10 protein-coding genes are annotated in these 14,097 nt (G+C 71.0%); 3 read left to right on the forward strand and 7 right to left on the reverse strand.

The window, feature by feature from the left end:
- The first annotated feature begins 59 nt into the window (after positions 1 to 59).
- Complete coding sequence (locus G6045_RS04500) at positions 60 to 923, forward strand: phosphotransferase enzyme family protein (protein WP_165330467.1); 864 nt, start codon at positions 60 to 62, stop codon at positions 921 to 923.
- 54 nt (positions 924 to 977) lie between these two features.
- On the opposite strand, the gene G6045_RS04505 is transcribed toward G6045_RS04500, so the two are convergent.
- The 5 genes from G6045_RS04505 to G6045_RS04525 form a co-directional block, all read right to left on the reverse strand.
- Positions 978 to 2,237 carry an MFS transporter gene (locus G6045_RS04505; protein WP_165330468.1) on the reverse strand — a complete coding sequence of 420 codons (1,260 nt, stop codon included), beginning with the start codon at positions 2,235 to 2,237 and terminating at the stop codon, positions 978 to 980.
- A 271-nt stretch (positions 2,238 to 2,508) separates the two neighbouring features.
- The gene (locus tag G6045_RS04510) at positions 2,509 to 3,234 is read right to left on the reverse strand and encodes a 3'-5' exonuclease (RefSeq protein ID WP_165330469.1); all 726 of its coding nucleotides are present in this window, start codon (positions 3,232 to 3,234) and stop codon (positions 2,509 to 2,511) included.
- A gap of 201 nt (positions 3,235 to 3,435) precedes the next feature.
- Entirely contained in the window at positions 3,436 to 4,686 is a 1,251-nt protein-coding gene (locus G6045_RS04515; RefSeq protein ID WP_165330470.1) for an SAV2148 family HEPN domain-containing protein, read from the reverse strand.
- A 148-nt stretch (positions 4,687 to 4,834) separates the two neighbouring features.
- Positions 4,835 to 6,196 carry a copper amine oxidase gene (locus G6045_RS04520; RefSeq protein ID WP_165330471.1) on the reverse strand — a complete coding sequence of 454 codons (1,362 nt, stop codon included), beginning with the start codon at positions 6,194 to 6,196 and terminating at the stop codon, positions 4,835 to 4,837.
- Positions 6,197 to 6,285: 89 nt separating this feature from the next.
- Entirely contained in the window at positions 6,286 to 7,065 is a 780-nt protein-coding gene (locus G6045_RS04525) for a Tat pathway signal sequence domain protein (RefSeq protein WP_206343252.1), read from the reverse strand.
- A 186-nt stretch (positions 7,066 to 7,251) separates the two neighbouring features.
- Here G6045_RS04525 and glgX point away from each other — a divergent pair, with 186 nt between their 5' ends.
- Positions 7,252 to 9,372, forward strand: coding sequence for a glycogen debranching protein GlgX (glgX, locus tag G6045_RS04530; RefSeq protein ID WP_165330473.1), 2,121 nt, complete (start codon positions 7,252 to 7,254; stop codon positions 9,370 to 9,372).
- On the opposite strand, the gene G6045_RS04535 is transcribed toward glgX, so the two are convergent.
- Positions 9,347 to 10,609: an MFS transporter gene (locus tag G6045_RS04535; protein WP_165330474.1), complete on the reverse strand. Its 1,263-nt coding sequence runs from the start codon at positions 10,607 to 10,609 to the stop codon at positions 9,347 to 9,349. The two genes, glgX and G6045_RS04535, sit on opposite strands and share 26 nt — an antisense overlap.
- An 81-nt stretch (positions 10,610 to 10,690) precedes the next feature.
- On the opposite strand from G6045_RS04535, the gene treY reads away from it, so the two are divergent.
- Positions 10,691 to 13,105: a malto-oligosyltrehalose synthase gene (treY, locus tag G6045_RS04540; protein WP_165330475.1), complete on the forward strand. Its 2,415-nt coding sequence runs from the start codon at positions 10,691 to 10,693 to the stop codon at positions 13,103 to 13,105.
- 22 nt (positions 13,106 to 13,127) lie between these two features.
- Here treY and G6045_RS04545 read toward each other — a convergent pair whose 3' ends face one another.
- Positions 13,128 to 14,057, reverse strand: coding sequence for a LysR family transcriptional regulator (locus G6045_RS04545; protein ID WP_165330476.1), 930 nt, complete (start codon positions 14,055 to 14,057; stop codon positions 13,128 to 13,130).
- Between the last annotated feature and the right edge of the window lie 40 nt (positions 14,058 to 14,097).

Consider the following 14,097-nt stretch of genomic DNA (forward strand, 5'->3'; position numbering starts at 1 on the left):
CCGGCCGGAAAACGGAACGGCAGCGCGGCAGGTGCGACCGGTACGTACGGAGGCGGCGGATGGACGAGGCAAGGGCGCGTCAGGTGCTCGAGGGTGTGGGGCTCACCGGGGATGCGCGGCTGCTCTCGCTCGGCGAGAACGCGGTGTTCGCACTCGGTGATCTCGTCGCCAAGGTCGGCCGTTCGGCCCCCGGCCTGATCGGACGGGCCGGTCACGAGGTGAAGATCGCCGAGTGGCTCGCGGAGTCGGGTGTGCCGGCGGTGCGGGCCGCCGAGCCCAAGCCCCGTGTGTTCGAGGGGCATCCGGTCACGGTGTGGCACCGGCTCGGCGCGTCGGTACGGCCCGCGGAGCCGGCGGATCTCGCCGGGCTGATCCGGCTCGTGCATCAACTGCCCTCCCCTCCCGCGGAGTCCTTCGTGCTGCCGCGCCGTGAGCTGCTCGGCGGGGTCAACCGCTGGCTGCGGCTTGCCGGTGACGCGATCGATCCGGCGGATGTGGAGTTTCTGCGGGCGCGGCGGGCCGCCTTCTCGGAGGAGGTCGGGCAGCTGACGCCGCATCTGCCCAAGGGCCCGATCCACGGCGATGCGCTGCCGCGCAATGTGCTGGTCACGGCGGACGGCCCCGTACTCGTGGATCTGGAGACGTTCTCGTCCGACTTCCGCGAGCACGATCTCGTGGTGATGGCGCTGTCCCGCGACCGGTACGGGCTCGATCCCGCCGCGTACGACTCCTTCGTCGGGGTCTACGGGTGGGATGTCCGGGAGTGGGACGGGTGCGCGGTGCTGCGGGGTGCGCGGGAGACGGCGAGCTGTGCGTGGGTCGCGCAGCACGCGCCCAGCAACCCGAAGGCGCTGGCGGAGTTCGAGCGGCGGGTGGCGTCCTTGCGGGACGGGGATCCGTCGGTGCGGTGGTATCCGTTCTGAGCCACGGGCCCGCGCGAGGGTGAGAAAGGCGCACCCGCGCACGGGGCGAGGGGGCTACACGGTTTCGGGGACAGGGGCCGCGCGTCGCAGCCCCCGGATCGGGCGGGTGGCGACGAGTGCCACCGCGCACGCGGTGCTCATCAGGGCGGCGAGCAGCAGCAGTTCGTGCACGCCCAGGACCGAGCTGGCCGGTCCCGAGACCACCTGGCCGAGCGGGACCGCGAGGATCGACCCCGCGATCTCGTACGCGGAGATCCGGTTGAGCTTGTCCCCCGGGACCTGGGTCTGCACGGTCGTCGCCCACTGCACACCCCAGAACGCCCAGCCGGCACCGCTGAGCGCGTAGCCGAGGAACACCGTCGGCAGCGAGATGTCCGGGGCGAGCCCCGCGGTGAGCGGCATCAGCGGGAACAGGAACATCGCCACCGCCCCGCCGAGCAGCGGCCGCGCGGGGCGCATCCGGATCGCGACCAGGCCGCCGAGCACGCATCCGGCGCCGAACGCGCCCTCGGCGTATCCGAAGGCGGCGCTCCCGTGTTCACCGGTGATCGAGGCCGCGCCGAGCGGTGTGACCGGACCCCAGACGAACACGCCGAGCACCCACCAGATGAGGATCACCGCCCACAGCCAGGATCGGGAGCGGAACTCCTGCCAGCCCTCGCGCAGGTTCTCCAGGGTCGAGGCGGAACGGTCGACGGTGAACGCCCCGAGCCGCAGCGCGAGCAGGCACAGACCGCTCGCCCCGAACGTGCCCGCGGTCACCGCGAACGCCCACACCGGGGAGAAGGCCGCAAGGAGTCCCGCGAGCGCGGGCCCCGCCATGGTCGAGATGCCCTGTGCCACGCGGAGCACCCCGTTGGCCTGCTGCGCGTCGACGGCGACCTGCGGGACAAGGCCGTTCACGCCCGGCTGGAACATCGCGGTGGCCAGACCGCCGAGCGCCGTCGCACCGATCAGGAACCACAGTCCGGGCCGCCCCGAGGCGAAGGCCAGGGCCATCGCGCCGATCAGGGCGCAGCGCACCGCGTCCGCCCCGATCATCAGCGGCCGCGGGTGGATCCGGTCCGCGAGCACCCCGCCGAACACGACGAACAGCGCGAACGCCCCCATCCAGGCGCCCAGCGCATACCCGACCGCGCTCACGCCGTACCCGAGGGCCAGCATCGCCACCGACAGCGCGACGGGCAGCATCGCGTCACCGAGCAGCGAGGCGATGCGGGCGGTGAAGTAGAGGGTGAAGTTGCGGGTCCACAACGGCGGTGCGTGAGGCGGCGGTTCGCTCGTCGCGTACGCCGCCCGGACCGTCTCCGTCATCTCGGACCACCACCCGCACGCCGTACGGCGCCGCTCGGCACGCTCTTCGGCCCAGCACGACCCACGGATCCCACGCCCCACCCCAAGACAAGCGATCGACACGGCTCCTACCGAGCCTCGGCACCGCTCATGTTGACCTTGAGCCCACCCCTGAAGCAAGGTCTATACCACCGACGAGCCCGCTCCCCGGGCCCCGCCTCTGCCCTCCGCTCCCCGGACCGAGGGCTTCACCCGGACCGAGGGCTTCACCCGGACCCTTCAACCGAAGGCTTCACACGCCGGAGTTGATGTCGAGCTCCCTCAACGGCCAGCTCGCCTCCACCACCGCCGACGCGTCCCCCTTCGCCCGCAGGAACTCCTGGAAGTCCGCCGCCCACTCCGCGTACCAGGCGATCTGCTGACGGTGCAGCGCGGCCGGGCCGAGGGTGGCGATCTTCGGATAGCGGTCGGCTATCGCGCCCGCGAGGCGGGCCGCGGCGAGGGCGTCGGCCGTCGCATTGTGCGCGTCGTCGAGCACGATCCCGTACTCGGTGCAGACCGCCTCCAGATTGCGCTTGCCTTTGCGATAGCGATCAGCTGTGCGGTCGATGATGTACGGGTCGATGACCGGTGCCGGCTCGCGCCCGCCCAGACGCTCCCGCAGCGAGGGCAGGCCGTGGCGCCGCAACTCGGCGGCGAGCAGGGTCAGATCGAAGGTCGCGTTGTACGCCACGACCGGGACGCCCGCGTCCCAGTACCCCGCCAGGGCCCGGGCCAGCTGATCCGCGACCTCCGCGGCCGGCCGGCCTTCGGACGCCGCGCGCTCATTGCTGATGCCGTGCACCGCGACCGCCTCGGCGGGGATCGGCACGCCCGGATCGGCGAGCCACTCCCTGCGCCCTATCGGCTTCCCACCCCTGACCTCGATCAGCGCGCCGGTCACGATGCGCGCCTCGCGCGGGTCCGTGCCCGTGGTCTCGAGGTCGAAGCCGATCAGCAGCTCCTGGTGCCAGCCCATGCGTGGCGCCTCCTTCGTTGCGGTTCCCCCATGTGGTCACACGATCGCATGCGGCACTGACAACGAGGTCCGCCCGGGGTCCGCTCCGGGGTGCGGGCCCGCGGGGCCCCGGGGATCTCGGCACCCGGAGCGCACGACACCGGCCGGGGATCGCAGCGTCCGGAATTCACGACACCGCCCGGGAATCACAGCACCCGGAGCTCACGACACCGGCCGGGAATCCGCCCACACCGACTCGAACTCTTCCCGGTACGTCTCGAAGAGACCGTGCTCCCCGCCCCGGGCCTCGTCCGCCTTGACCACCCGGGAGCCGCTGCGCAGCACCAGGACGGGCGCCTCCATGCCGCGCGCGCGGCGCAGATAGGACTGGATCACCGCGACCCCGTCCGCCCCGTCCCCGTCGACCATGTACGCGGTGAAGCGGGGGGTCTCGTCGAAGACATGGATCTGGAAGGCGCCGGGATCGCGCAGTCGTGCGCGCACCCGTCGCATATGCAAAATGTTCATCTCGACCGATCGGCTCAACTCACCCCGCTTCAGGCCCAGTTCCCGCTCCCGCCGCTTCACCGCGCTGCTCGCCGGGTTCAGGAAGAGCAGCCGCACCCGGCCGCCCGCTTCCGCGAGCCGCAGCAGCCGGCGCCCCGAGAAGTTCTGCACCAGGAGATTGAGCCCTATGCCGATCGCGTCGAGGCGACGGGCACCGCCGAAGAGATCCTCCGCCGGAAACTGCCGTAGGAGACGGACCCGGTCCGAATGCACGCCCACCACATCCGCATACCGGTCTCCGACGATGTCCTCCACCGCGTCCACAGGGAGCCGGCGTGCGGACGGCACCTCCGCGTCACCGCCCAATATCTCCAGCAACCGCGAGGAAGCCCGCTCGGCCTGCGCGAGCACCGTCTCCGACAGCGCGCGGTTGCGGGAGACCACATTGCGCGTGACCTCCAGCTCGTCCAGGGCGAGCTCCACATCGCGCCGGTCGTCGAAGTACGGCTCGAAGCAGGGCCAGTGCTGCACCATCAGCTCGCGCAGCTGCGGCAGCGTAAGGAAACTCAGCACGTTGTCGTCGGCCGGGTCCAGCAAGTAGCCCTTGCGGCGGCTCACTTCCCGTACGGCGACCGCCCGCTGCACCCACTCCTGCCCGGCGGGACCGGCGGCGGCCACGACCCAGTCGTCACCGTGGACAGGTTCGTAGATGGGGCGCAGAACGGCCGCGACCACGGCGCGCAGCCGCTGCTCGACCAGATTCAGCCAGATATAGGCGCGCCCGGCGCGCTGTGCGCGGGTGCGCACCTCGCGCCAGGCGTCGGCGCCCCAGTTCAGTTCCGGTCCGATCTGGGAGCTCGTGTCCACAGGTCGCGCCAGGGACACCGCTGAGGGCGGGGTGTCCGTGGAGCCTCCCTCATCACGACCCGAGTCGCCTGGGGGCAGCTCAAGACCTCCCGAGCTCACCCGTGCACCGCCTTCCGCTCCCCCTGGGGCCCTGTCGCGTTGACGAAACGGGCCTCCGGGCCGAGCAGCGCCCGGACCCCGTTCAACGATCAAGGAAGGGTACTCCGGGAGCGGCGGGCGGTGCAGCAGGATGGACAGGCTGCTTTTCTCAACTCCCTTGGTCCGGCTGGCCGTTCTGGTCCGCGAGGTCCGCGGGAGTGAGCGGATTCATAGCGGTCACATCACGCGGGGCCAGCGAGAAGCCCTGCCAGTGCACCGGCATCGGCTGCTGGTCCTCGTCCCGCGCCACGTGATGGAAGCCCATGTTGACCCATACGATCGGGTGGGTGAGCGTCTGCCCGTTGACCCACTTGTCGACGCTCTTTCCGCCGCCCGGCCCGCAGTTCGGGATGTTGTCGCTCGCGAACTGTTCGCACTTCTTGTAGTTGGTGAAGAACACGTCGTGCTTGGTGAACGGCCGCCCTGAGTACTTGGCCTGCGCGCCAGGGACGATCTCGTACGAACGGGCATGGCCGTCCTTGTTCTTGCCGGCCGTGCTCACCACCCGCCACCAGCGCATCGTCTTGGCGTCCGCGGCCAGTTCCTTGGTCACGTCGGTGCGCGTGGTCTTGTTGCTCGGGGCGGAGCCGCCGCGCGCGGGCGGGCTGATCTTCGAGTCGTACTGCTCGACCTTCGCCTTCGGTGAGCCGTCCAGGCCGAAGTTGAGCCGCCAGAAGACATTGTGGCTGTGGCTCGTCGCATAGTCCTTGGCGCCCTTGCCGATGGGCCAGCCCCGGCCGTCGCCCGCGTCGTAGTCACCCGCGGAGAGCGAGCCGGTCGCGCCCACGTTGGCCTGGATGGTGCCGTCGTCCTGGAAGCGCCACTCGGTGATGTACTCGTACCAGCCGACCTGGTTCACCGCGTACACGAGCAGGTCCTTGCCCTGGGTCTGGCGGATCTTGACCGAGCCGTTCTCCTGGACCTCGCTCATCCGGTAGGCGTGGCCCCGGGCGCGCGTGGTGACGCAGAGGCCGTTGACATTGGCCTGCTCGGGGTTCCAGGCCTCGGGGACCTTCACCTTCTTGATGGTGCCGCCCGGGCACTCCCCCGGATTCATCGGCATCAGGCCCTGCCCGAAGCCGGCGCCCGTGAGGTCGTCGTACTCCACCGAGCCGTCGTCGTAGGGGACATGGATCTGAGCGAGCTTGGCGGTGGTGAGGACCGGGATCGGGGCCGCCTCGCCCTTGGGCTGGTACGAGATCTTGTCGAGGACAAGGCCCGCCGCGGTCTCGTAGTGCCAGCACATCCGCCAGGTGGTGCCGCCGGACAGGGTCTGCTCGATGCGGTACGCGGCGCTGCAGTCGGCGGCCGGTGCGGGGGCCGCGGGGGCGGCGGCGGTTGCGCCGGCCGCGGGGTTCTCGGGCGCCGCGGCGTTGGCGGGTCCCGCCGCCAGGGCCGTGCCGCCGAGGACGGCGGCGGCGCTCAGGGCGGCGAACCGGCTACGCGCGCGGCGTGCTCTGTTCACGTGCATGGTGAAGTGCTCCCTCGTACAGAAGTGGGGGGTGGCTCCACGGCTCCGGCGCAACAGGCGCTCAAGGAGCCGGAGTTACGGCCACGGCGTCAGGAAAGGCGGCCCACCGAGCGCGAGCTCAGGTCGACGATCAGGTCACGGGCGTCGATCCAGGGCCCGTTGACCACCTTCGGGAAGAGGCGTACGCAGCGGTGCCTGCCGCACTCCCCCAGCGCACCCGGCGCGGGGGCCTCGGCGGCGGAGCGGAAGATCATGCTGTGCACCTGCAGTTGGCCGGCCTCGGTCAGGGCCTTCCCGGTCGCGTCCTTGTAGTCCTTCTTGAGGTCCGCCGAGAGCGGGCTCTTCAGGAGCAGCTCGACCGCCTCGCGGTTCTCCTCGCGGCTCGCCGGCGCCTGGACACCCTTCTGCGTGTCCGTGGCCACGACCTCGCCGGCCGCCAGATCGACGGTCTTGGTGATGAGCGCGTCGGTCTTGTAGTCGTAGTACGTGAGCTCGGCGCGACGCGGCACCGAGGCCCCGGCCGACTCGTCGGGGCTCAACTCGCCGAGATTGGTGGCGAGATGCTCGACGCCGCGGCCCCCCTCGACATCGCGGCCCCCGGTCAGCTGGGCCGCACCCGAGGCGATCTGTTCGGCCCGCCGCAGTTCGCCGTCGGTGAGCGGATCACGCCCGACGCCCTTGTCGCCCTCCTCGGGAGCTTCCTCGACCTGCGCGGGCGGCAGCGCGGCAACTTCCTTCTGCTGTCCCGCTCTTGCGGCTCTGCCCGCCCCCGCCTCCGCGGTCCCCGGCAGCGTGATGCCGACCATCACCGCGGTCCCCGTGACCGCGACGGCCGCACCGGCCACCACCTTGCCAAGGTGGCGGTGCATGAGTGTGCGCACTGTTCCCCCTATGTCCTCAACTGCCTGCCCCTGTCCCCTTTGCGGGTGCAGACATTCCGAGTATGTGTGGTCGGCCTGTAGGACGGGGCGAATCGAGGGGTGGTTGCCTCACTATGGGGGAACTCTTCCCGAAGTCGCCTCAGGCCTCACGGCCGGAAGTGGAAGATTCGACCCATGCAGGTCTGGCCTGGAACGGCGTATCCGCTCGGCGCCACGTACGACGGCGCCGGGACCAATTTCGCGGTCTTCTCGGAGACCGCCGACCGCATCGAGCTCTGTCTGCTGCACGACGACGGCTCGGAGACCGCGGTGGAGCTGCGGGAGACCGATGCCTTTGTGCGGCATGCGTATCTGCCCGGGATCATGCCCGGTCAGCGCTACGGGTTCCGTGCGCATGGCGCGTACGCACCCGAGCAGGGGCAGCGCTGCAACTCGGCGAAGCTGCTGCTCGATCCGTACGCGCGGGCGATCAGCGGCCATATCGAGTGGGGCGAGGCGGTGTACGGCTACCACTTCGACGACCCCGAGCGGCGCAATGATCTGGACTCGGCGCCGCACATGATGAGTTCGGTGGTGGTGAACCCGTACTTCGACTGGGGCGACGACCGGCCGCCGCGTACCGAGTACCACCAGACGGTGATCTACGAGGCCCATGTGAAGGGCCTGACGATGCTGCATCCGGCGGTTCCGGAAGAGGACCGCGGCACGTATGCGGCGCTCACGCATCCGGCGGTGATCGAGCATCTCACCGAACTGGGCGTCACGGCGCTCGAGTTGATGCCGGTGCATCAGTTCGTCAACGACCACCGTCTGGTCGACATGGGCCTGAACAACTACTGGGGCTACAACACGATCGGCTTCTTCGCCCCGCACAACGCGTACGCCTCCTGGGGCGATCGCGGGCAGCAGGTCCTGGAGTTCAAGTCCGCGGTGCGGGCACTGCACGAGGCGGGGATCGAGGTGATCCTCGATGTGGTCTACAACCACACGGCCGAGGGCAATCATCTGGGTCCGACACTCTCGTTCCGTGGCCTGGACAACACCTCGTACTACCGGCTCACCGATGATCCGCAGTACTACATGGACACGACCGGCACCGGAAACTCGCTGCTCATGCGGTCGCCGCACGTCCTGCAGCTGATCATGGACTCGCTGCGGTACTGGGTGACCGAGATGCATGTGGACGGGTTCCGCTTCGATCTCGCGGCGACGCTTGCGCGGCAGTTCCACGAGGTGGACCGGCTTTCGTCGTTCTTCGATCTGGTGCAGCAGGACCCGGTGGTCAGTCAGGTGAAGCTGATCGCCGAGCCCTGGGATGTGGGCGAGGGCGGTTACCAGGTGGGGAACTTCCCGCCGCTGTGGACCGAGTGGAACGGCAAGTACCGCGACACCGTACGGGACTTGTGGCGCGGTGAGCCGCAGACGCTCGCCGAGTTCGCCTCGCGCCTGACGGGTTCCTCGGACCTCTATCAGGACGACGGGCGCCGGCCCCTGGCCTCGATCAACTTCGTGACCTGCCATGACGGTTTCACGCTGCATGATCTGGTCGCGTACAACGAGAAGCACAACGAGGACAACGGCGAGGACAACAACGACGGCGAGAGCCACAACCGCTCCTGGAACTGCGGCGTCGAGGGCGAGACCGACGATCCCGAGGTGCTCGCGCTGCGCGGCCGGCAGCTGCGGAACTTCATCGCCACGCTGCTGCTCTCGCAGGGCGTGCCGATGCTCAGTCACGGCGACGAGTTCGCCCGCACCCAGCACGGCAACAACAACGCGTACTGCCAGGACAGCGAGCTGGCCTGGGTGCAGTGGCCGCAGGACGACGACGATGCCCTGCTGGCGTTCACGCGGGCGGTCGCGCGGCTCAGGCGCGAGCATCCGGTGTTCCGCAGGCGGCGCTTCTTCCACGGCCGCACCGTGGAGGAACCGACCGGCTCGCAGGGCGAGTTGACGGATATCGCCTGGTTCACCCCGGCGGGCGAGGTGATGCGTCAGCGCGACTGGGACCGTTCGCACGCCCGCGCCCTGTCGGTGTTCCTCAACGGCAACGCGATCTCCGAGCCGGGCGCGCGCGGTGAGCGCATCCAGGACGACTCGTTCCTGCTGATGTTCAACGCAGCCCCGGAGCCGGTCGAGTTCGTGGTGCCGCTCAACCACGGACGGCAGTGGCAGGTCGTGCTCGACACATCCACCGAGGACGGGGTGCCGGGCGAGGACGGCCCGAAGGTGCGGGCCGGTGACCGGCTCCTGCTCGCCGACCGCAGTCTCACGGTGCTGCAGCGGCCGGCTTGAGATCCTGCTCCTGTACGTCCGCACCGGAGGGCTCCCGCACCGCGAGGGAGACCAGGAAGGCGCACGCGGCGGCCGCGCTCCCGACGGCGAACGCCACGTGCGCCCCGTACGCCTCGGCGAGCCGTCCCGCGACGGCGAGCGTGACCGCCTGCCCGCCGACGAAGGCGCTGACCGCGAAGGTCATGCCCTCGGAGAGCCGCTCCTTGGGCACGGCGCGCTCGGTCAGTCCGAATCCGGTGATCAGGTTCGGTGCGTAGATCGCGCCGAAGACCGTGACCACGAGGTACAGCGCGGTCATGGACCCGGTCCAGATCAGCGGCAGCGAGAGGACGGCCGCGGCGGCGGTGGCGATGCGCCAGCGCAGCCGCAGTCCGAAGCGGGCGGGCAGCGCGGCCATGGACAGGCCGACCACGGCGCTCATCACGCCCATCGCGGCGTAGACCAGGCCCGCCTGGCCCTCGTGTCCCAACTCCTGGGTGAGCGCGGTGATTCCGGCTCCGCAGGCGCCGAGCAGGATGCCGAGGAAGACGAGGCCGGCGCGGACGACGTGGACCGACGGAGGCATCCGGCGTCGCGGCCGGGCGGCCGTGCTCCGTAGGGCCAAAGGCACCGCGCGAGCCGAGGGATGCAGCGCGAAGGCCGTCCCGCACCCGGCCACCAGGAGCGCCGCCACGGCGAAGGCGTACGCGGGATGGCCGGCGACGGCCGCGATGCCGACGAGCGCGGGGCCGAGCACGAAGGACAGCTCGTCCATCGTGCCCTCCAGCGAGAGCGCCGTGTCGACGAGCCGGTCGTCCGCGCCCCGGCCGCGCGCGAGCGCCACGATGCGGGAGCGGGCAAGGGGTCCGATCCCGGGCTGGGTGGCGCCCGCGAGCACACCGAGCGCGATCAGCGCACCGGTCGGCAGGCCGGACAGCGCGGCCAGCGTGAACACGGCGATCGCGAGGGCGTTGACCAGTGCGAAGAGCAGCACCACGGGCCGCTGTCCGCGCCGGTCGGCGAGCCGCCCGAGGCAGGGGCCCATGGCCACCTGGCCGAGCGCGAGGGCGCAGCCGACGGCGCCGGCGGTGCCGAGCGAGCCGCTGGTCTCGGCGACGAGCAGCACGCTGCCCATCTGGATGGTCGCGGTGGGGAGTCGCCCGAGGAACGAGACGGCCGGGAGCAGCGCTCCGGTCAGCCCGATCACCTGGCGATAAGCACCGAATGTCCCTTCTGAACCCCAACTCCCCTTGGTCATCGTCCGACGCTAGCCACGCCGGCCGAAGCGCGCGCATGAGCCGATGACACAAAAGCCGCGCAGCAGGGTACGTACGTTCGCATGACGACCGTGCCGTTCGCCGCTTCCGCCGGAACCTCGTCCGCCGCTCCTTCCGCCACGTACCGGCTTCAGCTGACCCCCGACTTCCCGTTCGCCGCCGCCGAGGCCGCCGTGCCGTATCTGGCGCGGCTCGGTGTCTCGCATCTGCATCTGTCGCCGGTGCTCGAGGCCGTGCCGGGATCGCTGCACGGCTATGACGTGACGGACCCTTCCCGGGTACGGGAGGAACTGGGCGGCGAGGACGGGCTGCGGGCCTTGTCGGCGACCGCGCGGGCGAAGGGCCTCGGCCTGGTCCTGGACATCGTGCCCAACCACATGGCCGCGTCCGCCCGCCACAATCGCGCGCTGTGGGAGGTCCTCAAGGACGGTCCGCAGTCGCCGTACGCCCGCTGGTTCGACATCGATTGGCAGGCGGGCGGCGGTCAGGTGCTGCTGCCCGTGCTCGGCGGCCGGGTCGGACAGGAGCTCGCGGACTTACGGGTGGACGGTGACGTCCTGCGCTACCACGACCTGGAGTTCCCGCTCAGGGAAGGCACCGAGAACCGGCCGCTGCCCGAGCTGCTCGATGCGCAGTGGTACCGGCTCGCGTGGTGGCGGCTCGCCCGCACGGAGCTCAACTACCGCCGCTTCTTCACGATCTCCGATCTCATCGGGGTGCGGGTCGAGGACCCGGAGGTCTTCGACGCCACCCACGGCAAACTGCTCCAGCTGCTCGCCGAGGGCGTCGCGGAGGGGCTGCGCGTGGACCATCCCGACGGGCTCGCGGACCCCGGGGCGTATCTGCGGCGGCTGCACGAGGCGACGGGCGGACGCTGGACGGTCGTGGAGAAGATCCTCGCGGACGGTGAGCACCTGGAGGCGGGCTGGCCGGTCGCGGGCACGACCGGCTATGACGCGCTGCGGCATGTGGACGGGCTGTTCGTGGACCCCGCGGGTGCCGGTGAACTCCTGGGCCAGTACCGGCGGTTCACCGACGCACCCGCCGACCGCGGCGGGCACTGGGAGGCGACGGTGCGCCGGGCCGCGTACAAGGTGGTCACGCATGAACTGGCCGCCGAGGTCGACCGTCTGGTGCGCGCGGTGCAGCGCTGCGCGACCGCGCCCGGGCAGCGCGACCACGCGCCGTGGGCGCTGCGCACCGCGCTGCGCGAGCTCCTGGTGCGGATGCCGGTCTACCGTCCGTACGGGACCGGTGAGTCGGTACGCAGGGTACTCACCGACGAGGCGGCGGCCGAGGCGCGCACCGCGTTCACCGTGCCCGAGGAGTCCGATGCGGTGGACTGCGTACGGGAGTTACTGCTCGATCCGGCCGGCGACGCCGCGCACACGGAGCTGCGCACACGGTTCGCGCAGACCGCTTCGGCGCTGCGCGCGAAGGCCGTCGAGGACACGGCCTGCTACCGCCACACCCCGCTGCTCTCCGCGGCGGAGGTCGGGGGCGATCCGGGGCGGCCGGCGATCGGTCCTGCCGAGTTCCACGCCTTCTGTACGCGGATGCAGCGCGACTGGCCGACGGGCGGCACCACGCTCTCCACGCACGACACCAAACGCAGCGCCGATGTACGTCTCTTCATCGCCCTGCTGTCCGAATGCCCGGACCGCTGGGCCGAGTTGCTGGCCACCGTCACCGCGATGGCCGACGCGGCGCCCGCGCCCGACGCGCAACTGGCGTGGGCCGCCTGGCAGACGCTCCTCGGGATCGAGTTCCCGCACGCTGAGCGGATGCGGACCGTCCTGCTCAAGCACGCACGGGAGGCGGGTCTCTTCACGTCCTGGACGGAGCCCGATCCGGTGTACGAAGCGGCCGTCGAGGAGTTCATGGACGCCGGGCCGAGCGGGCCCGCGGCATACAGGGTCGCGGAGTTCGCCGGCCCGCTGTCGGACCACGGCTGCACGAACGTGCTCTCCGCGGCCCTGCTCCATCTGACGATGCCCGGGGTGCCGGATCTGTATCAGGGCACGGAGCACCAGTACCTGGCGCTGGTCGACCCGGACAACCGGCGGCCGGTGGCGTTCCAGGAGGCCCGCTTCAAGGGGCTGGCCGAGGAGCGGGAGCGCTGGGACCTCGACCGGAAGAAGCTCTTCCTCACCATGACGGCCCTGCGGCTGAGGCGTGAACTCGCCGACTGTTACGGAGAGTTCGCCGGCTATGTGCCGCTCACCGCCGAAGGCCCGGCGGCCGAGCACTGCGTGGCCTTCGCGCGCACCGGGATCGCCTCGACGGCCATCACGGTCACGACCCGGCTTTCGCTGCGCCTGAAGGAGGCGGGCGGCTGGCGCGACACCACACTGACCCTGCCGCCCGGACGGTACGTGGACGCGCTCGCGTCCGACGAGCGGGTGCACGAAGGGTGCGTACGGGTGGCGGACGTGGCCGGGCCGTGGGGGGTGGCGCTTCTCGTACCCCGCCCGTGACAGATGTGTCGGCGGGCGCCTCTCATCGGGCGTGGACGGCGAGCACCTCGGTCACCGTCCGGACGAACGCACCGAGCACCCCGGCCGGCTCCGACCGTGTGAACACGGTCAGTTCACGCCGCCACGCCGGCTCCACGGACAGGACCGCACAGTCCTCGCCCACCGCTCCCCGTACGACATGGGCGGGCGCCGCCGCGATCCCGACGCCGGCCGCGGCCATCCGCACGGCCGTCGAGGTGTGCTCGGTCCATACGGCGGTACGAGGGGAGAAGCCGGCCTGTCCGCAGGCCCAGTCGAGGAAGCGCCGTCCGTGGACGACCGGTTCCATCGCGCATCGCACCCAGGCGAGTTCGGCCAGTTCACCGAGCTCGACCTGGGTGCGGCCGGCGGATGGGGCCTCCCCTGCTCGAACGAAGTTGAGAGCTTGGGGAAGGTCGTCGAAGGGCACGGCGAGGACGATCTCCTCCTCGCCGACACCCGTGACGGCGCCGGTCCAGTGGGCGGGCCGTGGGCCGATCGCGAGGTCGGCGACGCCCCGTTCGACCTGCTCCTCCAGCTGCTCCGTCGTGCCGTACTCGTGCAGGAGCAGCCGTACGCCGGGGTGGGCGCGGCTCCAGCGGGCGAAGACCTCGGGCAGCAGACCGACCGCGACGGCGTGCAGCGCGGCAATGTGCAGCTCACCGCCCTCAGCACCGGCCGCCGCCCGGGCGGCGCGCTGGGCCTGGGCGGCGCTGCGGACGGCGAGTTCGGCGTGCGGCAGGAACGCCCGGCCCATCGGGGTCAGGCCCACGCCACGCGTCATCCGCTCCAGGAGCGCACCGCCCACCGACTTCTCCAGGGCCTTGATCTGGTGCGAGAGCGCGGGCTGGGTGACGTGCAGGAGCTCGGCGGCGCGGGTGAAGGACGACTCCTCCACCACCGTCAGGAAGTACTCCATCTGCCGAAGACTCATCGCCGACCACCCCCGCGAAGCACCGCCGGCCCTCCCCATA

The sequence above is a fragment of the Streptomyces mesophilus genome (assembly GCF_011044995.1).
GTDB lineage: Bacteria > Actinomycetota > Actinomycetes > Streptomycetales > Streptomycetaceae > Streptomyces > Streptomyces mesophilus.

Bases quoted from the DNA above. Each gene is read 5' to 3' on its own strand.
- G6045_RS04500 (WP_165330467.1), top strand. From the start codon at position 60: ATGGACGAGGCAAGGGCGCGTCAGGTGCTCGAGGGTGTGGGGCTCACC.
- G6045_RS04505 (WP_165330468.1), bottom strand. From the start codon at position 2,237: ATGACGGAGACGGTCCGGGCGGCGTACGCGACGAGCGAACCGCCGCCT.
- G6045_RS04510 (WP_165330469.1), bottom strand. From the start codon at position 3,234: ATGGGCTGGCACCAGGAGCTGCTGATCGGCTTCGACCTCGAGACCACG.
- G6045_RS04520 (WP_165330471.1), bottom strand. From the start codon at position 6,196: ATGCACGTGAACAGAGCACGCCGCGCGCGTAGCCGGTTCGCCGCCCTG.
- G6045_RS04525 (WP_206343252.1), bottom strand. From the start codon at position 7,065: ATGCACCGCCACCTTGGCAAGGTGGTGGCCGGTGCGGCCGTCGCGGTC.
- glgX (WP_165330473.1), top strand. From the start codon at position 7,252: ATGCAGGTCTGGCCTGGAACGGCGTATCCGCTCGGCGCCACGTACGAC.
- G6045_RS04535 (WP_165330474.1), bottom strand. From the start codon at position 10,609: ATGACCAAGGGGAGTTGGGGTTCAGAAGGGACATTCGGTGCTTATCGC.
- treY (WP_165330475.1), top strand. From the start codon at position 10,691: ATGACGACCGTGCCGTTCGCCGCTTCCGCCGGAACCTCGTCCGCCGCT.
- G6045_RS04545 (WP_165330476.1), bottom strand. From the start codon at position 14,057: ATGAGTCTTCGGCAGATGGAGTACTTCCTGACGGTGGTGGAGGAGTCG.